Source organism: Thalassospira sp. MBR-102, assembly GCF_040549275.1.
Classification (GTDB): domain Bacteria; phylum Pseudomonadota; class Alphaproteobacteria; order Rhodospirillales; family Thalassospiraceae; genus Thalassospira; species Thalassospira xiamenensis.
This window is the reverse complement of sequence record NZ_JBEPTC010000004.1, coordinates 251739-278307: the sequence shown is the minus strand read 5'-3', so window position 1 is coordinate 278307 and position 26569 is coordinate 251739. Positions and strand designations below refer to the sequence as shown.

General features: G+C 57.7%; 27 protein-coding genes and 1 other RNA gene. 6 read left to right on the top strand and 22 right to left on the bottom strand.

What is annotated here, in order from left to right; translation table 11 throughout:
- Positions 1-49: 49 nt before the first annotated feature.
- The 5 genes from ABIE64_RS10110 to murG are packed head-to-tail and all read right to left on the bottom strand — an operon-like array spanning position 50 to position 5423.
- A complete protein-coding gene (locus ABIE64_RS10110) occupies positions 50-919 on the bottom strand; it encodes a cell division protein FtsQ/DivIB (RefSeq protein WP_114095676.1) in 870 nt (289 codons plus the stop codon).
- Positions 907-1821 (bottom strand): D-alanine--D-alanine ligase, encoded by a 915-nt coding sequence (locus ABIE64_RS10105; protein WP_114095677.1) that lies wholly within the window; start codon positions 1819-1821, stop codon positions 907-909. The genes ABIE64_RS10110 and ABIE64_RS10105 overlap by 13 nt, the downstream gene beginning before the upstream one ends.
- Positions 1818-2762 (bottom strand): UDP-N-acetylmuramate dehydrogenase, encoded by a 945-nt coding sequence (gene murB, locus ABIE64_RS10100; RefSeq protein WP_354377335.1) that lies wholly within the window; start codon positions 2760-2762, stop codon positions 1818-1820. Before murB ends, ABIE64_RS10105 begins: the two co-directional genes overlap by 4 nt.
- A 40-nt stretch (positions 2763-2802) precedes the next feature.
- Positions 2803-4212 (bottom strand): UDP-N-acetylmuramate--L-alanine ligase, encoded by a 1410-nt coding sequence (murC, locus tag ABIE64_RS10095; RefSeq protein ID WP_354377334.1) that lies wholly within the window; start codon positions 4210-4212, stop codon positions 2803-2805.
- A gap of 11 nt (positions 4213-4223) precedes the next feature.
- Positions 4224-5423 carry an undecaprenyldiphospho-muramoylpentapeptide beta-N-acetylglucosaminyltransferase gene (gene murG, locus ABIE64_RS10090; RefSeq protein ID WP_354377333.1) on the bottom strand — a complete coding sequence of 400 codons (1200 nt, stop codon included), beginning with the start codon at positions 5421-5423 and terminating at the stop codon, positions 4224-4226.
- A 205-nt stretch (positions 5424-5628) separates the two neighbouring features.
- Between murG and ABIE64_RS10085 the strand changes: the two genes are divergently transcribed.
- Positions 5629-6525, top strand: coding sequence for a hypothetical protein (locus tag ABIE64_RS10085; RefSeq protein WP_354377332.1), 897 nt, complete (start codon positions 5629-5631; stop codon positions 6523-6525).
- A 106-nt stretch (positions 6526-6631) separates the two neighbouring features.
- Here the strand turns inward: ABIE64_RS10085 and ABIE64_RS10080 are convergent, their stop codons facing one another.
- The 12 genes from ABIE64_RS10080 to ABIE64_RS10025 form a co-directional block, all read right to left on the bottom strand.
- Positions 6632-7102, bottom strand: a complete 471-nt coding sequence (locus ABIE64_RS10080; protein WP_354377331.1) for a GNAT family N-acetyltransferase — start codon at positions 7100-7102, stop codon at positions 6632-6634.
- Between the two features lie 136 nt (positions 7103-7238).
- Positions 7239-7517, bottom strand: a complete 279-nt coding sequence (locus ABIE64_RS10075; RefSeq protein WP_037992159.1) for a helix-turn-helix domain-containing protein — start codon at positions 7515-7517, stop codon at positions 7239-7241.
- A complete protein-coding gene (locus ABIE64_RS10070; protein WP_354377330.1) occupies positions 7514-7609 on the bottom strand; it encodes a type II toxin-antitoxin system RelE/ParE family toxin in 96 nt (31 codons plus the stop codon). Before ABIE64_RS10070 ends, ABIE64_RS10075 begins: the two co-directional genes overlap by 4 nt.
- A gap of 415 nt (positions 7610-8024) precedes the next feature.
- Positions 8025-9170 (bottom strand): putative lipid II flippase FtsW, encoded by a 1146-nt coding sequence (gene ftsW, locus ABIE64_RS10065; RefSeq protein WP_354377329.1) that lies wholly within the window; start codon positions 9168-9170, stop codon positions 8025-8027.
- Positions 9167-10573, bottom strand: a complete 1407-nt coding sequence (gene murD, locus ABIE64_RS10060; protein WP_354377328.1) for a UDP-N-acetylmuramoyl-L-alanine--D-glutamate ligase — start codon at positions 10571-10573, stop codon at positions 9167-9169. Before murD ends, ftsW begins: the two co-directional genes overlap by 4 nt.
- A gap of 27 nt (positions 10574-10600) precedes the next feature.
- Entirely contained in the window at positions 10601-11689 is a 1089-nt protein-coding gene (mraY, locus tag ABIE64_RS10055; protein WP_354377327.1) for a phospho-N-acetylmuramoyl-pentapeptide-transferase, read from the bottom strand.
- A gap of 24 nt (positions 11690-11713) precedes the next feature.
- Positions 11714-13144: a UDP-N-acetylmuramoyl-tripeptide--D-alanyl-D-alanine ligase gene (locus ABIE64_RS10050; RefSeq protein ID WP_354377326.1), complete on the bottom strand. Its 1431-nt coding sequence runs from the start codon at positions 13142-13144 to the stop codon at positions 11714-11716.
- A 65-nt stretch (positions 13145-13209) separates the two neighbouring features.
- Positions 13210-14670: a UDP-N-acetylmuramoyl-L-alanyl-D-glutamate--2,6-diaminopimelate ligase gene (locus ABIE64_RS10045; RefSeq protein WP_354377325.1), complete on the bottom strand. Its 1461-nt coding sequence runs from the start codon at positions 14668-14670 to the stop codon at positions 13210-13212.
- On the bottom strand, positions 14657-16375 hold the full coding sequence (locus ABIE64_RS10040) for a peptidoglycan D,D-transpeptidase FtsI family protein (RefSeq protein WP_354377324.1): 1719 nt from the start codon (positions 16373-16375) through the stop codon (positions 14657-14659). The genes ABIE64_RS10045 and ABIE64_RS10040 overlap by 14 nt, the downstream gene beginning before the upstream one ends.
- The gene (gene ftsL, locus ABIE64_RS10035) at positions 16372-16815 is read right to left on the bottom strand and encodes a cell division protein FtsL (protein WP_341364717.1); all 444 of its coding nucleotides are present in this window, start codon (positions 16813-16815) and stop codon (positions 16372-16374) included. The genes ABIE64_RS10040 and ftsL overlap by 4 nt, the downstream gene beginning before the upstream one ends.
- Complete coding sequence (gene rsmH, locus ABIE64_RS10030) at positions 16812-17795, bottom strand: 16S rRNA (cytosine(1402)-N(4))-methyltransferase RsmH (RefSeq protein WP_354377323.1); 984 nt, start codon at positions 17793-17795, stop codon at positions 16812-16814. Before rsmH ends, ftsL begins: the two co-directional genes overlap by 4 nt.
- On the bottom strand, positions 17795-18331 hold the full coding sequence (locus ABIE64_RS10025) for a division/cell wall cluster transcriptional repressor MraZ (RefSeq protein WP_114095425.1): 537 nt from the start codon (positions 18329-18331) through the stop codon (positions 17795-17797). Before ABIE64_RS10025 ends, rsmH begins: the two co-directional genes overlap by 1 nt.
- 615 nt (positions 18332-18946) lie before the next feature.
- On the opposite strand from ABIE64_RS10025, the gene ABIE64_RS10020 reads away from it, so the two are divergent.
- Together ABIE64_RS10020 and corA are read left to right on the top strand one after the other, a co-directional pair.
- On the top strand, positions 18947-19612 hold the full coding sequence (locus ABIE64_RS10020) for an EF-hand domain-containing protein (RefSeq protein ID WP_258548516.1): 666 nt from the start codon (positions 18947-18949) through the stop codon (positions 19610-19612).
- Between the two features lie 152 nt (positions 19613-19764).
- On the top strand, positions 19765-20808 hold the full coding sequence (corA, locus tag ABIE64_RS10015) for a magnesium/cobalt transporter CorA (protein ID WP_354377322.1): 1044 nt from the start codon (positions 19765-19767) through the stop codon (positions 20806-20808).
- Here corA and ABIE64_RS10010 read toward each other — a convergent pair.
- Positions 20805-21785: a GlxA family transcriptional regulator gene (locus ABIE64_RS10010; protein ID WP_354377321.1), complete on the bottom strand. Its 981-nt coding sequence runs from the start codon at positions 21783-21785 to the stop codon at positions 20805-20807. The genes corA and ABIE64_RS10010 overlap by 4 nt on opposite strands.
- A gap of 96 nt (positions 21786-21881) precedes the next feature.
- Between ABIE64_RS10010 and ABIE64_RS10005 the strand changes: the two genes are divergently transcribed.
- A complete protein-coding gene (locus ABIE64_RS10005) occupies positions 21882-22454 on the top strand; it encodes a cysteine hydrolase family protein (protein ID WP_354377320.1) in 573 nt (190 codons plus the stop codon).
- Positions 22455-22524: 70 nt separating this feature from the next.
- On the top strand, positions 22525-23145 hold the full coding sequence (locus ABIE64_RS10000; protein WP_354377319.1) for a pyridoxamine 5'-phosphate oxidase family protein: 621 nt from the start codon (positions 22525-22527) through the stop codon (positions 23143-23145).
- A gap of 54 nt (positions 23146-23199) precedes the next feature.
- Here the strand turns inward: ABIE64_RS10000 and rnpB are convergent.
- An RNA gene (gene rnpB / locus ABIE64_RS09995) (RNase P RNA component class A) lies at positions 23200-23595 on the bottom strand.
- Positions 23596-23794: 199 nt separating this feature from the next.
- On the opposite strand from rnpB, the gene ABIE64_RS09990 reads away from it, so the two are divergent.
- Positions 23795-24607, top strand: a complete 813-nt coding sequence (locus ABIE64_RS09990) for a substrate-binding periplasmic protein (protein ID WP_354377318.1) — start codon at positions 23795-23797, stop codon at positions 24605-24607.
- Here ABIE64_RS09990 and ABIE64_RS09985 read toward each other — a convergent pair.
- The 3 genes from ABIE64_RS09985 to ABIE64_RS09975 form a co-directional block, all read right to left on the bottom strand.
- Positions 24601-25332, bottom strand: a complete 732-nt coding sequence (locus ABIE64_RS09985; protein WP_354377317.1) for an N-acetylmuramoyl-L-alanine amidase — start codon at positions 25330-25332, stop codon at positions 24601-24603. The genes ABIE64_RS09990 and ABIE64_RS09985 overlap by 7 nt on opposite strands.
- A gap of 6 nt (positions 25333-25338) precedes the next feature.
- Entirely contained in the window at positions 25339-26211 is an 873-nt protein-coding gene (locus ABIE64_RS09980) for a DMT family transporter (protein WP_007089723.1), read from the bottom strand.
- Positions 26212-26367: 156 nt separating this feature from the next.
- On the bottom strand, positions 26368-26550 hold the full coding sequence (locus ABIE64_RS09975; RefSeq protein ID WP_063094751.1) for a hypothetical protein: 183 nt from the start codon (positions 26548-26550) through the stop codon (positions 26368-26370).
- Positions 26551-26569: the final 19 nt, after the last annotated feature.

Below are 26569 nucleotides of genomic sequence, written 5' to 3'. Positions count from 1 at the left end.
AGCCGCCCTTTTGCTCCGGGTCTTTTGTTAGAGAAAACGGTGCGCGGCCCTAGGCCGCGTTACCCTTCTTTGGCGGGTTGCGGCGTTGCTCAGCCGCCCCCGGTGTCAGGCGCACGAAGGTGCGATCAGGCAGGCGCAGATCGACGATCAGCACGTCGCGTGACAGGATGTGGTGTTCCTGATCAAGCTGATCAAGGCGGGCCCATGCCTTGTCGATGTTGTCTTCGGGCAGGCGGATGAACATGCCGTTGGCAAGCTGGATGTTCCAGCGGCGGTTGCCGATGCGCTGTGCGCCGCTGACCATGTCAAACAGGCGCGGGATGGATTTAAGCGTGGTCAGCATTTCGCTGGCATGTTCGGGGGCATCCGCGCCCACCACGACCGGCAGGTCAAGATAATCGCCCAGTTCGTAATTCTGAAGCTGCGCCCCGTCGGCATCAATCACCACATGGCCATTGTCGGTCTGCCACAGGGCGACCGGCTGGCGTTCGGTGATCGAGACGATCAGGGTGCTGGGCAGGCGGCGTTCGACAATCGCATCGCGGACCCAGGAAAGCTGTTCGATGCGTTCACGCGCGGCATCGACATCAAAGGTGACAATCGGGGTGCCGGGTTTCTGGCCGATGGCGGCCAGAAGGGCTTCGGGGTCGGTCTTTTCACGCCCCCGGACTTCGATGTTTTTCACCGTCATGCCAAATTCGGCGGAAAGGCGGATCGCCTCCACCTCGGCGACCGCATACCATTTTTCGGCCTTGCCGGTGTACCACAGCGCAAAGGGTCCGGCGATCAGCAGGGCCGTGAGGCTTGACCACCAGAAAACACGCACCAGTTTTTTCAGGTTGGCACCAACGCCGTGCTGCTGCTGAAGCTTCTCGCGGCGTTCGCGGGCCTGTTCTTCGAGGGTTCCTAACGCTCGCATGAGGCGTCCTCGACCATCCAGGCGACAATGTCGGCGAAGCTTAGACCGTCGTGACGGGCGGCATCGGGGACAAGCGATGTCGGCGTCATGCCGGGCTGGGTATTGATTTCAAGGATTGCGACGCGGTCATGGGCCGGGTCATAGCGGAAATCGGCACGTGCAATCCCGCGACAGCCCAGCGCGCGATAGGCCTTTTCGGCGCAATCCTGAATTTTGGCGCGAAGGTCGCCGGGGATATCGGCCGGGATGATATGTTCGGATCCGCCGGCGACATATTTTGATTCAAAATCATAAAAGGCGTGATTGCCGGTCATGATTTCGATGATTTCCATCGCCTTGCCATCCTTGACCGCGACGGTCATTTCACGGCCGGGAATGAATTCTTCCTGCATCACGCCATCGCCATGCATCCATTCGCGCGCCAGCATGTTCTGTTCTTCCTCCGGCGTCAGGATAATTTCCACCCCGACAGAAGACCCCTCGTTATTGGGTTTGAGGACATAGGGCGGCGGCAGGGCATTACCCGCGGCGATTTCATCGCGCGAGACCCAGACGTGGCGGGCACAGGGAATGTCATATTCCATGAACATCGCCTTGGCCGACATTTTATCCATGGCGATGGAGGATGCGCGCACGCCCGAATGGGTATAGGGAATGCCCATGATTTCAAGCAACCCTTGCACGCAGCCATCCTCGCCCCAGCGGCCATGCAGGGCGTTGAACACGACATCGGGTTTGGGATCAATGGCGGCAAGCTGTGCGGCGAGATCACGACCGGCATCAATTTCGGTGACGCGGTAGCCCTTTTCACGCAGTGCCTTGATGCATTCCGTGCCCGAGGACAGGGAAACTTCGCGTTCTGCGGACCAGCCGCCATAAATGACGGCGACATGCTTGCTCATGCGTCTTTTCCTATGATCGAGTGTCCCAGTCGGTCGCCGATGCGCCGGATTTCCCAGCGCAGATCGACGCCACAATGTTTTTTCACGCGCTCGCGCACGGTTTCGCCGAGTTCTTCGAGATCAAGGGCGGTGGCATTGCCCAGATTGATCATGAAATTGCAGTGTTGCGGCGACATCTGCGCGCCGCCAATCGTCAGCCCCCGGCACCCGGCGGCATCAATGACTTCCCATGCGCGATCCGGCAGGGGATTGGCGAAGGTCGATCCGCCGGTACGCGATTTGATCGGCTGTGATCCGGCACGGGCTTCGTGGATTTCATCCATGCGTTTGGTGATCTCGGCCGGGTCGCCCGGCTTGCCGCGCAGGATGGCGGATGTGAAAATCCAGTCTTCGGGAAGGCCGCAATGGCGGTAGGTCATATCCATCGCCTTGGCGGTGACGGTATGCAGATCGCCATTGCCGTCAATCGCGTTGGCGCTGACCAGAACATCCTTGATTTCCGCGCCATAGGCCCCGGCATTCATGCGAAGCGCGCCGCCAATCGTGCCCGGAATGCCAGATAGAAATTCAAGCCCGGCAATCCCGGCATCACGCGCCATTTGCGCAACGTTGAGATCAAGCGCACCGGCCCCGGCATGAATTTCGCCGTCCTTGATGATGGCATCGGTAAAGGGCCGACCAAGGCGGATGACCACACCACGAATGCCGCCATCACGGACCAGAAGGTTTGATCCGACCCCGATCACGGTGATCGGAATTTCGGCCGGGCGGTTTTTGATGAAATCGGCCAGATCCATTTCATCAGCCGGGCGGAACATCACATCGGCCGGGCCGCCGACCTGAAACCAGGTGACCTTGGACAATTGTGCGCCTTCGCGCAGCTTGCCGCGCACCTTTGGCAGGCGATCAATAAGCGGTGTGTGATGTCCCGGCGTGCTCATGACAAACTCGTCAAATCCGTTTCAGGTTTCGGTTTCAGTCTCAGTTCTTAAGTGCTTCAAGCTGGGCGGGCAGGGCGTTGGCCCATGCGCTGATCGATCCGGCACCCAGGCAGACGACCAGATCGCCCGGTTTGGCTTCTTTGGCGATCATGCTTGCCAGGGCTTCGGGGCCTTCAAGGGCCGATACATGGCGGTGGCCGCGATTGCGCAAACCTTCGACCAGGGCGTCGCGCGTGGCACCCTCAATCGGGCTTTCGCCAGCTTCGTAAACGTCGGCGACGATCACGCTGTCGGCGTCGTTAAAGCAGGTGCAGAATTCCTCGAACAGGTCATGCAGGCGCGAATAGCGGTGCGGCTGCACGACGGCGATCACGTTGTTTTCGGTTGCCTTGCGGGCGGCCTTCAGCACCGCCTTGATTTCAACCGGGTGGTGGCCGTAATCATCGATGATGGTCACACCATCAACCTCGCCGGTTTTGGTAAAGCGGCGTTTGACGCCCGTGAAACCGTCAAAGGCGGAGACGATCTTGTCATCGGGAATGCCAAGTTCGAGTGCCACCGTGATCGCGGCCAGCGAGTTTGACACGTTGTGATCGCCAACCATCGGCAGGCGGACATCTTTGATCACGCGTTCGGCGCTATCGACCCGTTCACGGATGACGACGTCAAAGGTGCTTTGGCCGATTTCGGTACGGACATTAACCGCGCGCACATCGGCCTGTGGGGAGAAGCCAAAGGTAAAGATGCGACGGTCCGTGACCTTGCCGATCAGGGCCTGGACTTCGGGATGGTCGATGCACAGAACCGCAAAGCCATAGAACGGGATGTTCTGAACGAAGTTCTTGAACGCCTCGCGCAGTTGATCAAAGTTTTTCCAGTGATCGAGATGTTCCGGGTCGATATTGGTCACGACCGAAATGGTCGAGGGGACCTTGACGAACGTGCCATCAGACTCATCGGCCTCGACCACCATCCAGTCACCATCGCCAAGACGCGCATTGGTGCCATATGAATTGATGATGCCGCCATTGATCACGGTCGGGTCAAGCCCGGCCGCGTCCAGCATGGTGGCAACCAGCGAGGTCGTGGTGGTTTTGCCGTGCGTGCCGCCCACCGCAATCGCGGCCTTGAGCCGCATCAGTTCGGCCAGCATTTCAGAGCGGCGCACCACCGGGATCATATCGGCACGTGCGGCGACGACTTCGGGGTTATCAGGCTTCACGGCGGTGGAGATCACCACCACCTTGGCGTCTTCGACATTGGCGGCCTGATGGCCGACGAAAACCCTGATCCCCAGATCGCGCAGGCGCTGCACATTGGCATTGTCGGAAATATCGGACCCCTGCACGGTGTAACCAAGGTTGTGCAGGATTTCGGCAATGCCGGACATGCCGATGCCACCAATACCGACAAAATGGATGGTGCCGATGTTGAGCGGCAGGGTGTTCATGGAGTGTCTCCTCATACCTTCTGGGGGTCTTTCTGTGTCATGTTATCGTGATCGGGGCTACCGGCCGGGTTCAGCCCCAGCAGATCCAGCACCATGTCGGCCAGCCGTTCGGCGGCATTGGGGCGACCGGTTGCCTTGGCAGCCTTGGCAGCACGTGAAAGTGCCGCCGGGTTTTGCAGAAGTTTGGTCAAACGTTCGCTTAAAATCTCTGTAGTAAATCGGTCCTGGGGCAACAGCCACGCACCACCGGCCTCTTCGACCTGCTGGGCGTTGAAACGCTGGTGATCGTCAATGGCGCTCGGCAGCGGCACCAGAAGGGCCGGACGACCGGCTGCGGTCAGTTCGGCGACGGTGGAGGCCCCCGAGCGCGCAATCACCAGATGGCAGTCGCGCAGACGTTCGGGGATATCGTCAATGAAGGATGCCAGCGTCACATCAATGCCCGAACCCTCATAGGTTTTGCGCACGGCTTCAAGGTCTTCGGCGCGCGCCTGCTGGGTCACGATCAGGCGGTTGCGCAAATCACGCGGCAGGGCGACCAGTGCGGCGGGCAGAATTTCGGACAGGACGCGTGCGCCCTGCGACCCGCCGGTAATCAGCAGGCGGACGGGGCCCTCGGATGTCGGGGCGTGATATTCGGTGCTGGCGAGGGCGGCGACCTCGTGGCGGATCGGGTTGCCGGTCCAGATCACCTTGGCCGCGTCATTTGCCGCGATCAGCTTGACGGTCGGGAAGGATGTAGCGATGCGATGTGCGGCACCCGCCACCATCCGGTTGGCCCGGCCCAGAACCGCGTTCTGTTCATGAATGGCAAACGGGATGCCAAGCCACTTGGCCGAAAGCGTTGCCGGGATCGAGGCATAACCGCCAAAGCCGATGACGGCAGCGGGGCGGGATTTTTTCAGAAGCGCGCGTGCCTTCATCGTGCCAAGGCCAAGGCGAAGGGCACCGGTAATGCGGCCCTTAAGACCCTTTCCGGCAATGCCACCCGCCGGCAGGATGATGGTTTCAACCCCCTCGACCCCCTCGGTATAGCGCGAAGCCCGGGCATCGGTGAAAAACAGCACGTGCGCGCCACGCCTAACAAGGGCGCGCGCCAGTGCAACCGCCGGAAACATATGGCCGCCGGTGCCGCCCGATGTCAGGGCGATCACCTGTCCTGCCAACGGGTGTTCCATCGGGGAAACTTCAATATTCTGGATGTCGGTCATCAGATCCACATATGCAACGACGGTTTGCCCCTATCAGAACCCGAGAAAGGTTAACATCCCTTCAAGCGCGGGTGTTTGTAGGGGAGGATTTTGTCGTTTTTTGGGGTGGATAAATACATCTCCATTTTTCATTAGTTGATTTTAATTCAACTTTTGGTTTATTTTATTTGGGGTGGTTTGTGGATTGTAAGCAATGGAGGGCGTTATGGGGGATGACAAAAAAACGATATTTGGTTCTAAGTTGATTAAGTTGATTATATTTTTGGTAATTCTGATTGCCTGCTTTGTCCTTTTATATAGAACACCCGGGAATGCGCAGGAGTTGAGCAAGGATGCTGTTGAGAAAATTGAATCTTCTTTGTGGAACTTGCGCTCTATAGGGCTGAATGTAGAAGCTAAAGTGCTAGGGAGTGCTAAGGAATTTGCCAATTATATAACTCTCATTTCATCTCTGAATCAGCCGGTTTTATTTTTTGATGGAAAAAATCTACATATTGCTCGATTGAAGGATTTTTATTCCTCTGGTGAAAGTATTTTATTTGCTTACTCTGAGTCTTTGAACGATGAAGATGGTAGGTTGGCTGAAGTTTTGAATAAAGACCCATACTTGGTTGAGTATTCTTTTCAAAATTACTCCGCTTATGTTTTGATGGCAGCGGATGGTTCGCAAAGTGTAGGAATATTTTCCGACTTGTCTCGGATCAAAATTGATGAAATTTCAGAAGATTTACTTCCCGGGGTTGTAAAAGAATTAGAGCAGAGGTGTGTGGAGAAGGTGCTGACAAAAAATATTTGGGACAACCCTGCTGAATGGGTCAGGATCTGTACCGAAGCACAATGCACAGTTGATCGCGTTGATAGCTGCGAGATTTATGAGAAGGCAAGTCAGGCTTTTGTTTTCGGCTCTGTAGAATTTATGCCAGCAAACGTCCCAGAGAGTGGCAAAAAATTTAACAATTCCTGTATTGGTAGAGCCGCCTATGAGTGGTCGGTCTTGTTAGGGGAAATAAAAATTCTCGGCTATGAAGTTGCTATAGGCGGTTTCGGTTTGGACGGAACTGGCTTAGTCGAGAGCACTGTATATTGTGGTCGCTCCAAGTGAGTATGTTTTAAGTTGGTAAGAATTCGGTGTGGAAATATGCTCAAGTCGCTAATTTGTGCGATGAGCTGGGTGTGATTTCAGTAACTCGTGCTCTATTGCCGCAAAGCTAATCTCCATCAACATCAATCTTATACAGCACCGAATCAACCCGTTTCGCAAGCCGGTCATAGAGGCGTTGGGCGCCGTGGTTGTTGCTGGCGGTGAGCCAGTAGAGGCGGAGCCAGTTGTTTTGTCTGGCCTGTTCTTGCAGGGCATCCATCATCAGGCCGCCGATGCCGCGGCTTCTGTGATCGGGTGATACCCAGAAATCTTCGAGATAGGCGACATTGCGTAGCGTGAAGGTGTGCGGATGGATGATCAGGTGGGCCAGTCCGATGACGGATTGGTTACCCTTTGATGCGGTGTCATCCAGAGCCAGCCAAGCCTGCATCGGGTGATCGGGATCAAGGATGCGCTGCCACAGGCCATCAATCACATCATCGGTCATATCGGGTGCGCCGAACTGGATGATGTTTTGCCGCCAGAGGCGTTCCCATCCGGTGCGGTGACGGGGTTTAGCGTGCTGGATATCGATCATGGTGGGGCCTTGGGTTGGGGCGAACAGGTACGGGTACTGTATCGCTAAAAGTCAATCAAGGCTGGTGTTTTTGAGGAACGGGCAGGCTGGAATCCCGCTTTCGCGGGAGGGGCGGTTAGGGTGGAAGCGCGGGGGCTTAGACCAGTTCGAGCTTGAGCGTGCGGCCGACGGCCTTGGCGCCGCGCTGGATCGTGTCGAGCTGCACCTTGTCGTTGGTGTCATCAAGCAGGCGTTCAAGCTGTGTGCGGCTTGTTTTCATCAGGCGGGCCATTTCTGCCTTGCTCAGATTCTGCTTTTCCATTTCCTGACGCAGTTGCCACGCCAGAACCCGCTTGATCGCCACGGTCTCGACTTCTTCGCGAATGCCTTCTTCTTCGAGGAAGTCGTCAAAAGAAGAGCCAGTATGGTTGGTCATTGTTCCAGTTCCTTCTTGCGCGTCAGAGCAAGGTCAAAGTCGGTTTGGGGCGTTTTTTGCGTTTTCTTGATGAAGGCATGAAGCAAAAGCATTTGTCCGTCGGCGATGCAGAAAACAACCCTGACAATCCTTTTGTCGGAAATGTTGCTTCTTGTCGGATATGTTGCTGCGGACTTCCCAAAGACCTTTGCCGAGTGACCGGCAGGCTGGCATATTCCACGGTGGCGATGTCCATGCCGAGCGTTTTGCGGTCTTGCGGCGCAAGTTCCTTGAGAAATTCCCGGACAGGTTCAATCCCGCCAAGGGTCCGGAAGAAACGGGCTTCAAGTTTCTTCATATGATCCTGATCTGTACCGTGTACGGTGCATAATCCGCTTAATTGACGGTGGCGTCAATGCCAAAAAGGCCGGATGCGGACGTGAAGAACATTTGGCGAGATGGACTCCCGCTTTCGCGGGAGGGGCGGTGGTTTTTGTGGAGGTGTGGGGCCGGGCGGTGGCGGGTGGCTTATTCGCCCGGGCGTTTGCGGGTCAGGGCCAGAACGAAGCCCATGCCAATCGCGATGCCGACGGTGGCGGAGCCGCCGTATGAGATAAACGGCAGGGTCATGCCCTTTGGCGGGACGAGTTGCAGGGTGGAGGCCATGTTGATTACCGCCTGCAAGCCGAACTGGACCAGAATGCCGGTGACGGCCAGCACGACAAACAGGTTGCGTTCGCCCATCAGGCGCGAGAGGCCGCGCATGATGACGAAACTGAACACACCAACCACGAGAACGCAGAACAGAAGGCCGAATTCTTCGCCCGCAACCGCAAAGATGAAGTCGGAATGGGCGTCGGGCAGGTAGTTTTTCACCGAACCCTCGCCCGGGCCCTGACCCATCAGGCCGCCATTCATAAAGGCCTCCATCGAGCGGTCGATCTGATAGTTGTCGCCCGATGCCGGATCAAGGAAGCGGTCCACACGCGACTGCACGTGCGGCAGGATCAGATAGGCCCCGACCGCAAGCCCGACCACACCCATGCCAAGGCCAAAGACCAGCACCATCGGCAGGCCAGCCAGGAAAATCTGCGTCGACCAGATGGCGGTGACCACCACGGTCTGGCCGAAGTCGGGCTGGATCATGAGTAAGATGATGCAGGTCGCAAGCAGCATGCAGGAGACGATATAGCCGGGGAAATTCGGGTTAAGCCGGCCTTCGGACAGCATCCATGCAACCACGACGGCAAAGGCCGGTTTGAGGAATTCGGAGGGTTGCAGCGTGATCCCAGCCAGATGAATCCAGCGCACAGCGCCCTTGATTTCCGAGCCGACAAAGGGGGTGATGATCAGAAGGCAGATGACGCCCAGAAACATGATCGAGGCCAGACGCCGCACCCATTTGATCGAGAGCAGCGAAATGCCAAAGGCGCAGATCGCGGCCAGACCGAGAAACACGAACTGGCGGCGGACGAAATGGAAGCTGTCGACATTGATGCGATCCGCCACCGGCGGGCTTGCCGACATGACGAGCAGCGCACCGATCCCCATCAGAAGGATGACAGCGGCGAGCATCCAGCGATCAATCGTCCACCACCAGATGCCGAGCACGGATGTATCGGCACGCGAAAAGGCGATGTTGTGATTGGTGCTGTTGCCAAACAGGGTTTTCATGATTTTTCCCGTCCGGTTGTCGTCAGCGCGTTAAACAGATCGCGGAAGGTATCGCCGCGGGCTTCGAAACTTTTGAATTGATCGAACGATGCGCAGGCGGGTGAGAGCAGCACGACCGGCATATCGACCGCACGCGATTGGATGGCGTCCTTGGCATCAAGGAAGGCCGCCGCCGTGGCGCGATCAAGGGTTTCGCATTTCTGCCATGGCAGATCATCGCCGAGCGTTTCGGCAAAGGCATCGGCGGCCGCACCGATCAGATAGGCCTTTTTGATCTGCGGATAAAACGCCTGAAGGCCGTCAATGCCGCCTTCCTTGGGCTTGCCACCCAGAATCCAGTAGATATCGCGATAGGCCGAGAGCGCCTTGGCGGTGGCTTCGGCGTTGGTGGCCTTGCTGTCATTCACAAAGGTCACGCCATCGACCATGCCCAGCCGTTCCTGCCGATGGGCGAGGCCGGGGAAGGTCATGATGCCTTCGATAATCTGGGATGCCGCCACCCCGCGCGCCCGGCAAAGGGCATAGGCAAAGGCGATGTTTTGCCAGTTATGGACGCCGGGCATATGGGCAACCGTGACCAGATCCATGATCCGGGTTTGTGCGCCCGTCAGGTCATCGATCAGCCAGCCATTTTCAACGTAAATGCCATGCGGGGTCGGTTTATGGACCGAGACCTCGATCACGCGGCGACCGCCTTCGCGGGCGAGTTCGACCGCCATGCGCGCGCACGGATCGTCATCGACCGAGATCACCGCCCATTTCGGGCCCTTGTTGCGGGCAAAGACAAGGCGTTTGGCACCGATATAACCATCCATGCCGCCGTGACGATCCAGATGATCGGGCGTGATGTTGAGCAGGCCGCAGGCATCGAAACTGGCGTCATGGAGCAGTTCGAGCTGATAGGAGGAGAGTTCCAGCACGAAGCAGTCGTCAGCACCGGCAGGATCAAAGCCCAGGGCCGGATTGCCGAGATTGCCGCCCGCCTGTGTCTTGATCCCGGCGTTGGACAGGATATGGGCGGTGAGTGCGGTGGTGGTCGATTTGCCGTTGGTGCCGGTGATTGCGATGCTGGGCACATCGGGAAGGGCGGTGCAAAGCAGTTCGACATCACAGATGATCGGCTTGCCCGCCCGGCGGGCCTTTTCAGCCGCCGGATGCGGGGTCGGGAAGGTGGACGGGATGCCGGGGCTGATGACCAGCATGTCGGGTTCGGTCCAGTCACATTCCGCCAGATTGATCGGGGCGAGGCCGAAGGCCTCTAGCTGGCCACGGCTTTCCGCGTTGTCATCCCACGCCCAGACGATGGCACCGCCATTGACCAGTGCCTTGACACTGGCCAGGCCGGATTTTCCCAGACCCAGAACCGCGATGGTTTTGCCGCGCAGATGTGACAGGTCGATCAAGGCGGGGTGTCCTTAACTTAACGGAGTTTAACGGAGTTTAAGTGTGGCCAGCCCGACAAGGGCCAGAATGACGGCGATGATCCAGAAGCGGATGACAATCGTCGGTTCCTGCCAGCCCTTTTTTTCGAAATGGTGATGCAGCGGCGCCATGCGAAATACGCGCTTGCCGGTCAGTTTGAACGAGCCGACCTGAATGATCACCGAAAGCGTCTCAAGGACAAACAGACCGCCAATGATGGCAAGAACCAGTTCGTGTTTGGTGACAACCGACACCGCACCCAGCGCACCACCCAGGGCAAGCGACCCGGTATCGCCCATGAACACCATGGCGGGTGGGGCGTTATACCACAGGAAGCCAAGACCAGCCCCGACAAGGGCACCGAGGAAGATGGTCAGTTCGCCCGATCCGGCGACATAGTGGACTTGCAGATATTCGGCAAACTGGATGTTGCCGATCAGATAGGTGATGAGCGCGAAGCTGGCCGCCGCAATCATGACGGGCACGATGGCAAGGCCGTCAAGGCCGTCGGTCAGGTTGACGGAGTTGGACGCCCCGACCATGACGAACATCGCGAACGGTACAAAGAACCAGCCGAGATCAAGCAGGTAGTTCTTGAAGAACGGGAAGGCCAGCGCGGTCGAGAGCGGATCGGCGGTGTTGGTGGAAATCCACCATGCAGCCGCCGCAGCAATGGAAAATTGCCCCAGCAGTTTCAGTTTGCCCGGCAGGCCCTTGGTATTGCGTTTGGAGACTTTCAGGAAATCATCAAGGAAGCCCAGGAACCCGTAACCGATGGTCACCAGCAATACCGCCCAGACATAGGCATTCGACAGATCCGCCCATAAAAGGGTGCCGATGGAGGTGCACAGCAACAACAAAAGGCCGCCCATCGTCGGCGTGCCCTTTTTGGTCAGAAGGTGGCTTTCGGGGCCGTCATCGCGGATCGGCTGGCCTTCGCTTTGTTTGGAGCGCAGCCAGTTGATCAGGGACGGGCCCAGCACGAAGGCCAGAATAAGGGATGTGATAATCGCCCCGCCGGTCCGAAACGTGATGTAACGAAACAGGTTGAAGATCGGAAACTGGTCGGCCAGCGGATAAAGCAGATTATAGAGCATCGCCCCGGGGGTTCCTTCTGCGTCTTAATTTTTAGAGGGTGCGCCAGATGCGCCATCCGATGATTTTAAGGCCGAGACAATTTTCGAAACGTAAATGCCAAGCGATCCTTTGATCAAAACCACGTCACCGGCCTGCAAATCGGCCTTTATCGGGTCGATTGCGTCTTCGGCGGTGTCAAAATGGCCAGCAAGAAGGTCGGCAGGCAGGGTTTCCGTCAGGTTGGCCATTAACGGGCCGACCGTATAAACACGTTCGATGCCAAGGGCAACCAGCGGCTGATGCAGGTCTGCATGCAGTTTTTGCGCATCATCGCCCAGTTCGCGCATATCGCCCAGAACCGCGATTTTGCGCCCCGATCCTTCGGGTTTGCTTTGCGCCAGCACGCTTAAACCCGCCATCATCGAGGTCGGGTTGGCGTTATAGGCATCGTCAATCAGGGTAAAGGTGCCATCAACCCCATTGGGGACCGGCAGGATATGGGTTTCGCCGCGACCGGCGGGCGGGGTGAAATCGGCCAGATCCTGTGCGGCGCGCAGCACATCGCCGCCAATCGCATCAACGCAGGCGAGAACGGCAAGCGAGTTCATGACCCAGTGTTCGCCGGGGCAGCCGATGAAATATTCGATATCGCGGCCCCCAATGCGGGCGCGCACGGCAGAACCATTGGCGACAATGTTGGCTTCGAACAGGCGGTAATCGGCCATGGCATCGGTGCCAAAGCATTTGATGTTCTTAATACCGAGTTCCTTGGCCCGACGTGCGAGTGCAAAATAATGCATGTTGTCGCGGTTGAGGATCACGGTGCCGTCGGTATCAAGGCCATCGAAGATTTCAGCCTTGGCCTGCGCGATTTCGGCCTCGTCCCTGAAGAATTCGGTATGTGCGCCAACCACCGTGGTGATCAGGGCGACTTTGGGGCGGACCATCTTGACCAGCGGGCTGATTTCGCCGGGATGGTTCATGCCGATTTCAAACACGCCATATTCGGCCGCCACCGGCAGGGTGGCGAGGCTCATGGGCACACCCCAATGGTTGTTGAAGCTCGCAGGGCTGGCGTGGGTCTGGCCCTGTTCGTTCAGAACGTATTTAAGCGCCTCTTTGGTGCCGGTTTTGCCGACAGAGCCGGTGATCGCGACGATTTTGGCGGTGCTGCGTTCGCGCCCGGCAAGGCCAAGGCGGACCATGGCATCAAGCGTATCATCGACCACAAGGGCCGGTGCGCCATTGCCAAGGGTTTTGGTGTCCGACACCATGGCGGCGGCACAGCCGTTATCAAGGGCGGTCTGGGCGAATTTGTGACCATCGAAATTGGGGCCTTTGAGCGCGATAAACAGATCGCCCTTTGCGGTCTTGCGGCTGTCAATTGATACGCCGGACGCCTGCCAGTTGCCGGTGGCCTTGCCCCCGGTGGCTTTTTCGGCGTCTTTTGCCGTCCATAAAACAGCCTTGGTCATTTTTGGGTTTCTTTCGTGTCCGCATCCAGCACGATCTTTGGCGTCGTGGCTGGTTTTAAAATCAATCAGTTACCGCCCAGAAGGATGTTGCGCGCGACCGCGGCATCATCAAAAGGCAGAACCGTATCGCCGACAATCTGGCCTCTTTCATGGCCTTTTCCGGCAATAATAAGAATATCGTTGCGTTGCAGAATGCCGATGCCGCGTTTGATTGCCTCGGCCCGGTCGCCGATTTCAACCGCACCGTCGCAGGCGGCCTTGATCGCAGCACGGATTTTGGCGGGGTCTTCGCTTCGGGGGTTGTCATCGGTGATGATGGCAATATCGGCGTTTTCCTTGACCACGCGGCCCATTTCCGGGCGTTTGCCGGTGTCACGATCACCGCCTGCGCCAAAGACGCAGATGATGCGGCCCTTGGCATGCGGACGAACCGCCTTGATCACGGTTTCAAGCGCGTCAGGGGTGTGGGCGTAATCGACAAAGACCGGTGCGCCGAAGCTTGTTTTGCCAACCAGTTCCATGCGGCCCCGGACACCTTCAAGCTTTTCAAGGGCGGCAACCGCATCATCGACATCAGCCCCCGACGCAATGACGATGCCAAGGGCGGCAAGCGCGTTCATCACCTGGAACGAGCCCATGAGGGGCAGATGCACACCATATTCGCCCTTTTCAATGGCGAGCTTGAGCCTGGTGCCGGTGGCATCGGGCTTGGCTTCGAGCAGTTTGATGTCATCGGCGGCCAAGCCATAAGACATCACCGAAATGCCGCGTCCCTCGCACATCGAGCGCAGGATTTTGAATTGCGGGACATCGGCATTCAGAACCGCAGTGCCGTTTTCGGCCAGAAGATCGGCAAACAGGCGGGCCTTGGCGGCGAAGTATTTTTCGAAATTGCCGTGATAATCAAGGTGATCACGGGTCAGGTTGGTGAAGGCGGCAACCGTGACTTTCACCCCATCCAGACGATGCTGATCAAGCCCGTGCGAGGAGGCTTCCATCGCGACGTGGGTGACACCGATTTCAGCCATTTCATTAAGGCTTTGGTGGAGGGCGACCGGATCGGGGGTGGTCAGCGAACCGGGGATTTTGGCCCCGGCGGCACGAATGCCGAGCGTTCCGATGGAGCCCGACATATTGCCCATGATCGTCCAGAGCTGTTCGGTGAAAACGGCGGTGGAGGTTTTGCCGTTCGTCCCCGTGATGGCCGCGATATTGGCCGGTTGTTTGCCATAAAAACGCGCGGCCAGTTGCGCGTAACGCTGTCGCGGGTTTTCCACCGGGATCAGCGGAACCGTTGCGGCGACGGGTTTGGGGGTGCCTTCCTTTGCAAGGATGGCGGCCGCACCCAGCCGGATCGCATCATTGATGTATTTCGATCCGTCGGTTTTGGCACCGGACAGGGCGGCAAACAGATAGCCATCCTTCACGGTGCGTGAGTCTGCTGTCAGGCCCGTAATGTTCGGGTCCTGTCCGTCGGCATGTTTAAGTGCCGCTTGATCACCTGCCATGAGTTCAGAAAGACGCAAGTTTGCGCTCCCCCTTGCGAAGGTCGATATGCAGCGCTTGCTCAATCTCCGGCGCCTTCGCATTCGCCGGTTCAATGCCCAGAAGGGGAGCAATACGTGTCACAACCTTGCCTACTGCCGGGGCGGACACCCAACCGGCTGTGGCAAATCCATACGTTTCTTTGGTGCCTTTGGGCTCGTCCAACGTCACCAGGACCACATATTTCGGGTCCTGCATCGGGAAGGCGGCGACAAAGGTCGACATGCGGGCGTTCTTGACATAGCGCCCGTTCACGAGTTTTTCCGACGTCCCGGTTTTACCCCCAAGGAAGTAACCCGGAACTTCAGCCTTTTTGCCCGATCCATCGGTCACGACGAGGCGCATCAAACGCCGCATCTTGTCCGAGGTTTGCCGGGAAATAATACGTTCGCCCGCCGGTGCGCCGTCCTGTTTGAGGATGGTTGCCGGGCGCAAAATGCCGCCATTTGCAAGGGCGGAAATGCCGCTGACGACCTGAAGCGGTGTCACGGCAAGACCATGGCCAAACGAGATGGTCATGGTGTTCACTTCGCGCCACGGATTGGGCACAAGCGGGGAGCCGACTTCGGGCAGCTCGATCTGTGGTGTGTCGAGAATGCCGAATTTCTTGAGATATTTGCGCTGGGTCTCGGTCCCGAAATCAAGGGCGATGCGGGCGGAGCCAATGTTTGACGAATATTTGATGATCTCGGACACCGACAGCCAGCGGTTTTCGCCGCGATAGTCGCTAATCGCGAAGCGCCCGACGCGGATCGGCTGGGAGGCGTCATACATGCTTTGCAGATTGACGGTGCCGGTTTCAAGCGCAATCGCGGTGTTAAACAGCTTGAACACCGAGCCCATTTCATAAACGCCCAGCGTCGCGCGGTTAAAGCGCGCGTCAGCCGGTGCCTGACCGGGGCGGTGCGGATCAAAATCGGGCAGCGACATCATGCCCAGCACTTCGCCGGTATAGATATCCATGACCATGCCGGTCGCACCGACCGCGTCATAGGTCTTCATCGCGTTTTCGACCTCTTCCTCGAGCGCGTATTGAATGCGGGTATCAAGGGAGAGTTGCAGCGGACCGTTATTGATGCGCAGTTCGTTATCAAATTTGCGTTCCGCACCGGCGATACCGTTATTGTCGATATCGGTAAAGCCCAGCACATGGGCAAACAGGCGACCATGCGGATAGACGCGACGTTCTTCGCGCTGGAAATTAAGCCCCGGCACGCCAAGCGAGTTGACGGCATATTGCTGTTCAGGGGTCAGATTGCGACGGATCCAGACGAAGGCCTTTTGCGAGCTTAGATGACGGATCAGGGTATCGCGATCGAGTTCGGGTAGCACGGTCAGCAATTGATCGGCCGATCCGACCGGGTCCTTGATCACGCGCGCATCGGCATAAAGCGAATTGGTCGGAAGATCGGTCGCAATCAGCATGCCGTTGCGATCAACGATATCGGCGCGCTCGGTTTTGAGTTCGCGGGTATCCGATCCCGATGCCATTTCGGGTTCGTTGCCCTGACGCAGAACGGTGGCATCGACCAGACCCGCCGTGATCCAGACAAAGCCAACGGCAAACATCGCACCGGTAATGAAGATGCGGTTGCGCGCGGTTTCAATCGCGTGACGTTCGCGTTGATCGGGGCTGAGTTCCGGGCGGTCACCGCGCAGCCAGTATGAGAAACGATGGAAGCTCATTGCTCGCCCTCCTGCGCATCGGACCGGGTTGCGGCAAGCGACGGAGCATTGATGATCATGGCTTCGGCGGCTTCGTCCGGGGCCAGTTCATCGGGGCGGGCACGCGGGACCGGCAGGAAGGCGACGGCCTCGCCGAATTTATCAAGACGATATTGATGCAGATCGGCGTCTTCGGGCAGGTCATCGATGCTGGCCATCTGAAGCGGGGCGATCTGATCGAGTTTAAGGTAAGTCTTGGCCAGGCTTTCGATGCGTTGCGGATTGTTCAGGTAGCTCCATTCCGCTTCGAGGACATGGATGCTTTCCTGTTCATTGAGGATTTCCGACTGAATGGCGGAATAGCGTTTTTCAAGGCGTTCGACTTCGTGCGACACCCAATAGGTGCCAGCACCAATAACGATGGTCAGAAACAGCCCGATAAAGGTCATGGCGCGGGTCATTTGCGCCCCCCTTGAGTTGCGGGCTGTTCATTGCGGGCAACCGCGCGCAGTTTGGCCGAACGCGCACGCGGATTGGCGCGCAGTTCGTCTTTTTGTGCGGTCACGGCCTTGCGGGTGAGGGTGGTGAAGGTCGGGGTTGCGACCTCTGGCTCGCCCGGAAGGCGGCGCGACATTTTCGACAGATCGCCGGACCGTTCCTTCATGAAGGTTTTGACACTGCGGTCTTCGAGCGAATGGAAGGTCACGACCACCAGACGGCCACCGGGTTTGAGCAGGTTTTCAGCCGCCTGCATGGCGCGTTCGAGTTCGCCGAGCTCGTCATTGACGTAAATGCGAAGGCCCTGGAAGGTGCGGGTGGCGGGATCGATGCCGTCCTTGGATTTGCGCACGACCGACCGCACCGCGCGGGCCAGTTGCAGGGTGGTTTCAAACGGGGCCTCGGCGCGCATTTCAATGATTTTATGCGCGACCTTGCGCGATGCGCGTTCCTCGCCATAGCGATAGATGACGTTGGCGATGTCTTCTTCGTCGGCGGTATTGATGAAATCAGCCGCCGTCGGGCCGGACATCGACATGCGCATATCGAGCGGCCCGTCTTCGCGGAAGGAAAATCCGCGGTCGGCCTGATCAAGCTGCATGGAGGATACGCCGATATCAAGGACGATGCCGTCAACCTGATCAACGCCAGCAGCGGGCAGAAGGGTGCCCATATCGCCAAAGCAGCCTTCGAGCATGTGGAAGCGATTGGCATAATCGGCTTCCATGGCCTTGCCGGTGGCAACGGCGGTCGGATCGCGGTCAATGGCGTAAAGTTCGCAGTCCGCATGATCGAGAATGGCGCGGGAATATCCACCCGCGCCAAAAGTGCCGTCCACCATGATCTCGCCCGCCCTGGGGGCCAGGGCATCGAGAACTTCGCGCAATAGCACCGGCTTGTGCGGGCCATCGCCTGTGGCGAAGCTGAGGTCATGGATGCTCATTACGCGCTCCCCCCATCATCTGGTCCCTCTTCATCCGGGGCGATTTCAGCGGCGGAGGCAGCGGGGCGGCTGCCCGGCGCGAAATCGGATGCCGGTTTGAGTTTGAGGGTCGATCCGCGATTGAAGGTGCGGGTGCGGCTGGCGTCCTGCAGCGGTTTGAAGATTTCCGGGTTCCAGATACGGAAGGTGCGGCCACGGCCAACAAAGGCGACCTGATCTTCGATGCGGGCGAATTCGATCAGTTCCGGGGGCAGAATGATGCGGCCTTCGCCGTCGAACGGCAGCATGTGGGATGCGCCAAGAATGGTATCGGCAAGGTCGTCGGCCTCGTCGGAGAACATCGCGAGTTCGTCAATCGACGCGGCAATGCGGTCCATGTGGCTTTCGCCACAGCCTTCAAGGGCGGCTTCCTTGTGGGATTGGTACAGATAGATGCCAGCGAAGGTTTCGCGTTCCAGGGTCGCACGGAACCGCTTGGGCACGGAGACGCGCCCTTTTCGGTCCAGCTTGTGAATGTGCGTTCCTGTGAACAGCACTTCGCCATTCCCCTGATCAAAAACCCATTTCGAACCGCCAGAGAGTGATCAGTTTCCGCGTCGAAATGGATATGCCCCGCATGACACCGTAAATGTGCCTAGTTATGGGGTACCATGGGATTTGATGGGGGTCAATGGGAATTGATGGGATCAAATAGGGTGATAATGTGGTTTCCTGCGGCTTTGCGGCAGATCGGAATGGGGTGAAAATGGGCCAAAAGTAACCGTTTTCTGGGTGATTTTTACCTGTTGCCCATGAAAGCCCATAGATGCCCCCACGCGCGCCCATGCAAATCCATTCGCAGACCTTTTTTGATCGGCATGGGATTTGACGGGATGACGGAGAGGCATTTCACGCAACATGGCGATGATCCGGTTTGGGGGCCGATCCCGGCTTCGGGGATTGGCATTTGATCGTTAATCGGTTTTGATGGGGCAATGTTGCCCGCGATCTGGTCCGTGCTGATATGCTATGATGGTGATCCTGATGCGGGGCGGCGTCAGGACAGGCGAAGGGAACGAGTGTTGCGGAAAAAAGCTGCCATATTGTTAATGACTTGTGCCGTTGTGGCGGTTTTGGGCCTTCGGGGGCCGGTGCATGCCCAGAGCCTTCAGATGGATAAGGGCAGTGCGACAATCTCGCCCGAGGTCACATCACCGGAAATGCGCCAGTTATTGCCCTTGATCATGAAGCAGTTGCAGAATAATCCGCAATTGATGGGGCAGTTCGGGCTTGGCGGCTTGGGCGCGCTTAACGGATTGGGCGGGCTTGAGGATGGCGAGGGTCTGCCGACGGGGACTGGCACCAACGGCACGGGTGCGGCGGCAATCCCCGGACTTGAGGATGCGATTGCCAAGGCGCTGGCCAATCAGAATGCGGCGAGTGCCGCCGCGACCGGCATCCCCGAGCAGGTCACGATGTATCGCGCGCAATATCACCCGATCGACATGGATCATGACGGGCGGATCAGTGCGGACGAGGCGGCGGCCTATGCGAGCTGGATGTTCCGGCGGCGGGATATCAATGGCGATAGTGTTCTGGTGGGCCGGGAATTTGCCGCGGTTGAGGCATTGCCGGGCACGGCGGAGGCCAACCGCCAGCGGTTGCGGACCGAAAGCCGACGGTTGGAATTGCTGTTTGGCAGTGTTGACGCCAATTCTGACAAAATGATCAGCAAGGATGAGTTCCTGACCTATGCCAAGGCGCAGTTTGATGAAAAACGCGGGAACGATGCGGATATTGATCCGTTTGCGTTTCAGACGGTTCTGCCGTTTCAATAGCGCGATGATGTGCCTTGGCGGTGTTTAACCGATTTGTCATGGCTTGGCGCGTGACAGAACGGGGCCTTCGGGCCTATGACAGGAAGCGCACAAGCCCGAAATAGACCGGCACCCGGCAATGTCCGGTCAACCGGCGCGGATGGAGAGTGACCATGGACAGCAACGAATTTTTTGCCCCGGCCCGGACCCCGTCCGACGATACCGCCGCCCCGGCGGATGATGCTGCATTGGTCAGTAGCGACGATGCTGTTGATGGCGAAGTTAACAGCGCGGGAAGTGTGGCAAAGCCGCCAAAGGCGGAGCGCACGCCGGTCTGGATCGACCTTTTGAACCCGTCCGACGATGAAATTCACGAGATCGAAAAACGGTTTGCCATCGAGGTGCCGACCCGCGAGGAAATGCAGGAGATCGAGCTTTCATCGCGGTTGTATGACGAAGACGGCGCGCTTTTCATGACGGTATCGGTGCTAAACAAGGCCAATAGTGACGAGCCCGAAACCACCGCGATCACCTTTATCCTGGTCAAGAAAACCCTGATCACGCTGCGTTATGCCGACCCGGTGCCGTTCAAGACCTTTATCCGGCGGGTCAATCGCAGCCCGTCGCTGGCATCGAGTGCCGAGGCGGTTCTGTTCGGGTTGCTGGAACAGATTGTTGACCGGCTGGCCGATATCATGGAACAGGCGGCGGCCGACCTTGAAGGGTTGTCAAACATCGTTTTCGCCAATCCCGATGACCCGGCCCATGATCAGGATCACCGGGCGGTTCTGCGCCGCATCGGGCGGGCCGGGAACCTTTCGGGCAAGGCCAAGGACAGCTTGCTGAACCTGCATCGGCTGGGGCTGTTTCTGTCAACACAGACGCGGCTTAAAAAGGATGCCAAGACGCGGCTTAAAACCATTTCACGCGATATCGTGTCGATCACCGAACATGCCAATTTCATCGCCAACAAGGTGACGTTCCTGCTTGATGCGACGCTGGGCATGATCAATCTGGAACAGAACAATATCATCAAGATTTTCTCGGTCGCGGCGGCTGCCTTCCTGCCGCCGACCCTGATTGCCAGCATTTATGGCATGAATTTCAGCGTCATGCCGGAACTGGATTGGCAGTTTGGTTATCCGCTGGCGATTGGCCTGATGGTGCTGTCGGCTGTTCTTCCGCTTTGGTATTTCAAGCGGAAAGGGTGGCTTTAGGTGGTAGCCTTGAACCGTTCGCGATAGTCGCTGGGTGCCACACCCAGATGTTTGACGAAGCAGCGGCGCATGCGTTCGTCATCGCCAAAGCCACAGGTGACGGCGATCTGGCTGATGCGTTTGTCGGTTTGTTCAAGTGCGGTTCTTGCGGCTTCGAGACGCATCAGTTCGACGGCGCGCGCCGGGCTCAGGCCGGTGGCGGTTTTGTAGGTGCGCGAAAAGTTGCGCGGGCTCATGCCCGTCTGTTCGGCGAGGTCTTCGACCGAAAGGCGGGTTTGAAGGTTTTGCGTGATCCAGCCATGCAGGGCATCAAAGCGCCCGGTATTGTCATTGGCCTGATGTTCAAGCGGCAGGCTGAATTGTGATTGGCCGCCGGGGCGGCGGATGAAGACGATCAGGCTGCGCGCAACCGCAAGGGCGGCGTCCCGGCCAAGATCCTGTTCGATCATCGCGACCGCCATATCAATCCCGGTTGTTACCCCGGCCGAGGTCCAGACCGGGCCATCTCGGACAAAAATCGGATCGGGGGCGACACGGCTTTGCGGGAACATGGCCTGCAAACGGTCGCACCAGCGCCAGTGCGTCACACAGGCGCGATCATCAAGCATCCCGGCAGCGCCCAGAATAAACGCCCCGATACAGACCGAGCCGATGCGGGGGATTTGAGCGCGGTATTTTTCAAGCCACCCGATCAGATTGGCATCACCCAGCGCATCAAGCATTTCATCGGACCCGGCGGCGATCAGGGTGTGGATTTCACCCGGATCAAGATCGGCAAGGGCGACGGTATCAAGGGCAATGCCGGTATCGGTCATGATCGGGCCGCCGTGGCTTGAGGCCAGACAGGTGCGATAAAGCGGGGTGCCGGTTGCCGGATCGCGGGCCTCGTGAAACGCCTGTAAGGGGCCGGTGACATCAAGCATCACGGTTTGCGGGGTGAGGATGAAAGCGATGAGGTGGGGCAGGCGGGGTGTCACGCGGCATTGTCCTGAAATGAGGGGTTGTTGTCATTTATGCCATTTGGGGATCGGATAATCTAGGGCCAACATTCAACCGCGCCGGAGAGATTGAGAATGACCGAAACCAAAACCGCAAATACCGCCCTGATCCTGATTGACTGGCAGCAGGGTTTTGCCGATCTGGATTATTGGGGGCAGCGCAACAACCCGGAGGCCGAGGCCAATGGCGCGGCGCTTCTGGCGCATTGGCGGGCAAAGGGCGCACCGGTTATTCATGTGCGTCATGATTCAACAACCCCGATATCGCGCCTGCATCCCGATCATCCGGGGCATGAATTTATTGAGTTTGCCACACCGAAGGATGGTGAGCCGGTTTATGGCAAGCAGGTCAATTCGGCGTTTATCGGAACGCGCCTTGAGGCCGATTTGCGGGCGCGCGGGATCAATCAGATCGTTTGTTGCGGGATATCGACCGATCATTGCGTGAATACGACAACGCGGATGGGGGCGAACCTTGGCTTTGAGGTGACGATTGTCAGTGATGCCTGTTTTGCGTTTGAGCGCAAATTGCCCGATGGGCGGGTGTTTGGTGCCGATCTTGTGCATGATGTGGCACTGGCGAGCCTGAATGGCGAGTTTGCCAGGGTTTGCACGACGGAGCAGATGATCGGGGGGGATTGCGATTGACTTGCATCTGGGTTTGTCGCAGTTTTGCCGCCCGTCACCATGATAATCGTCCCCTGAAAAGGTTTGCCCCATGACCAAGATCGATACTGCCGAGAAGCTGCGCGAGATTTACGGAATGCCGATGGAATTGGCGGTTGCCAAGGCATTGACGAAACTGGACCCGCATTGCCGGCATTTTATCGAACTGGCACCCTTTGCGGTGATTTCATCGGCCGATGCCAAAGGCAATGCCGATGTCAGCCCGCGCGGCGACGGGCCGGGCTTTATCAAGGTGCTTGATGACAATACGCTTCTGATGCCGGATCGTCCGGGCAACAATCGCGTTGATACGTTATCGAACATCATTGAAAACCCGAATGTCGGGATGCTGTTTTTCGTGCCCGGTTTCAATGATACGCTGCGTGTGAATGGCACGGCGGAAATCCATAATGATCCGGCATTGCTGGCGCATTTTGCCGATACGCCAAAACCGCCGATCACGGTGATCAAAATCCGGGTCGCGGAAGCGTTCCTGCATTGTGCGAAATCGTTGATGCGGTCCAAACTTTGGAGCATCGAGAGCCAGGTGGATCGCAAGGTGATGCCGACCCTTGGCAAGATCATCAAGGATCAGACATCAGCGAATTTCGACGTCGGCACCCAGGAAGATGCCGATAAGTATTTTGCGCAATCCATCGCCGAACGCGGTTAAGGCATTCACGGCGGGGCATGTCCCCGCCGATGTCATATCGGGTATCAAAGAAAATAGACCAGATGGCCTGTAAGCCGGGTTCTGTCCATGCGGCGAACCGCACTGGATGGCCATTCATCTGGGACGCCCGTCGCCGGACGCCTCCTGCAACCAACCCGAATGGTGGCGCGGAAACCCGCCTGCCGACAATGCCGAAGCATCCGGCCGACCATTCCTATTAGGTTTTGCTCCCGGTGGGGTTTACCATGCGTCCCGCATTGCTGAAGGACCGGTGCGCTCTTACCGCACCCTTTCACCCTTTCCTGATGGCTTGCGCGATCAGGTGGTTTGCTTTCTGTGGCACTTTCCCTAGGGTCGCCCCCGCCAGCCGTTAACTGGCACCGTATTTCCATGGAGCCCGGACTTTCCTCCCCCGTTCCGAAGAACAGGGGCGGCCATCCGGCCATCTGGTGGGCGTGATGTAGGTGACATTGATCGCGTCGTCAAGAAAAAGCAGTTTGTACAGGGACTTATACGATCGTTATCCGAACCATGCCAAAAACGCATGGAAGCCCGGAAAACTGCGGGTTTGCCATATCCCTCCTAAGGGGGTATGTCGTGTTTTCAGGCTCATATTGATGATGCCGGATTTTCATTTGAAGGATTGGCCATGCGTGCGGCGCTTTGGATTTCAGGCGCAATATTGATCTTTTGTGCTGTGTCTTTTGGGGCGCAGGCGAAAGACGTGCGTCTGTGCTATGACGACTGGCCGCCTTATGCCTATGACGATCAGGGTGTTGCGCGCGGGCTTGCGGTGGATCTGGCGACCCGGTTCCTTGAAAATGCCGGGCATTCCGTCAGTTTTGTCGCGATGCCGATGGCGCGGTGCCGTTTCTCGCTGCGGCAGGGGGCGGTGGATGGCGTTTTGCTTGATGATCTTGCCAAGGCTGATGAAACCGGGCTTGTGATATCGTCCCAGTCCCTGGTTAGCAAGGTGACGGTGGCCGTGGTCAATTCGGGTTTCAGCCTTGCGACCTATCAGGGGGTGCGCAGCCTTGATAACACCAACTGGCTTAAAGTGATCGGGCAGTCCTATCCGGCGGAAATCCTTGCCAACGAAACCATGCATCCGGTGGAAGTTGCCGAATATGCCAAGGGGTTCGAGATGCTTAAACGGCACCATGTCGATGTGCTGTTTAGCGATCTGGCCTTTCTGCGTTTTGCTGGCGGGGATCAGAAAAGCCTGACGGGGTTCAAGGTGCTTTTGCCTGCGGTCGAGATTGAGGAGCGGTATTTGAGCCTGCGGTCCGATCTGGCGCCGGTGCTGAACGATTTTGACCGGGAAATGGCACGCGGGCTTCTGACCGGGGTGGTGGATGGTATCTATCACCGGCATCTTGGCTTTAGCCGGGTCGGTTTTGCCCGCTATGTCGGGTTATCGGATGTGCCGATTGCCAATCCGGGTGGCCTGATCGTTCAGTAAAGTCCGGCTTTATCGAGCAATGCGCGCAAAATTGCGGCGCATTCTCCGTCCACCTTCCCCGAAATATCGGCAGGCCGCCAGTGACGCTGAAAGGCGATGCGGCGTTTAAGCGCGTCATTCGGGCCATATCCCAGACGGTCGAGCATCGCATCGAATTCGGTTTCGGTGCAGGTTTCATCCATTATCGTGATGTCCGCCGTGGGCCACAGGCCGATGCCGTTTGCCGCCAGACGATCCCATGGGAAAAGTTCACCGGGGTCTTCCTTGCGGTCCGGGGCCATGTCGGAATGGGCGATGATGCGATCCGGTCGGATATCGTGGCGGGTCAGGATATCGCGGCATAGCGCGATGACCGCGTCGATCTGGATGTCGGGAAAGGGACGATACCCAAATTCATGGCCGGGATTGACGATTTCGATGCCGATGGAACTGGAATTCACATCATCGCATTCCTGCCACTGACCGCGCCCGGCATGCCAGGCGCGTTTATCCTCGTCCACCAGACGGAAAATGGTGCCGTCTTCCTCGACCAGATAGTGGCTTGAGACCGAGGCCGTCGGATCGCACAGACGATCCAGCGCGGCCTTACCGCTTTGCATGCCGGTATAATGCAGGACGAGGATATCGACCTTGCGGTCCCCCGCACCATCACCGGGCCTGTCGCCGCAATTGGGCGAGGGGCGGGCGATGATGTGGTTCTTGAAATCCGTGTTTCCAGCAGACATCTCGGGTCAGTCCATTCCCTGTTCCTGTTGCTGCGGCGGTTTGCGCAGCATGATCACGCCAACCCCGGCCAGAACCGTCAGGCCGCCGATGATTTTAAGGGTGCTGATCGGTTCGTTAAAGACAATGAATGATCCGGCAACACTGATCACCGGGGCCAGCAACGACCACGGCACCACCACATTCACATCCTGCGTTTTCAGCAAATGATACCAGAAGCCATAGGCCACGATGGAGGACATCACGACGGTGAAACTCGTGTTGGCCCATGCGACCCAGCTTGCATTGAACACCGCCTCAACCGCAGCCGGTTCGAGGAACAGCGAGAGGATCAGCAATTGCGGGGCGGCCATCAAAGCCATCCAGCCATTAAGCTGGAAAGTATCGATATTGCCGAGTTTTTTGATCATGACATTGGCAACCGCCCACATGAAGGCGGCAAACACCACCAGCAACAGGGGCAATTGCAGGTCGGTCATGGTCGGGTCCCAGAACATGATCATCACCCCGACAAAGGCCAGCGTCATGCCCGAAAGCCGTTTCCAGCCCAGCCGGTCATTGAAGAAATAGGTCGCCAGCATCGAGGAGAACGGCACACCGAGCAGAACGATAATCGCCACCGGCCCGGCATCAAGCATCGAAAGCGCAAAGAACAGCACCCCGAAATGGCCGGTGCCAAAGATGACCGACAGAATGGCGAGACGGCCAAAGCGGCCAGAGGGCATTTTGGTGAAGGGCAAAAGCAGGATCGCAACCGATCCAAAACGGATCGCGGTCAGCATCAGGGGCGGTATTTCACTGACCGCACCCTTGACGGTCAGCATATTGACGCCCCAGATCACGGCAACGGACAGGGCCATCAGAACGGCTTTGAGGGGCATGGCAGGGGCTTTCGGCAAAGCGCATCGGCGCTGGTGGCGCGTTTGCGGGTTTATCGGTATGCCCCTTCATCGGATGGAAAGAGCAACCCGACAAGTGAATTGTTTTCAGTTGTCGGGTAAATTGTGACCGATCCGAATAGTGCCGTAAAGCATTGGTTACCAAGAGTTAAGCTTGGCCCTTACTTGGTCCATGTCATGGCATTTGCCCGATGCGATGTCATCCTGCCCGCAGCGGATATTTTTCAGCACGTAAAGCTGATACATGATGTCATCCATGCTGGCATCATCGGGAAGCCTCGAAATCGCGTCGATTGCATCCTGTTTTACCGTGCCGCGCATACCGATTTCCCCGTAATGT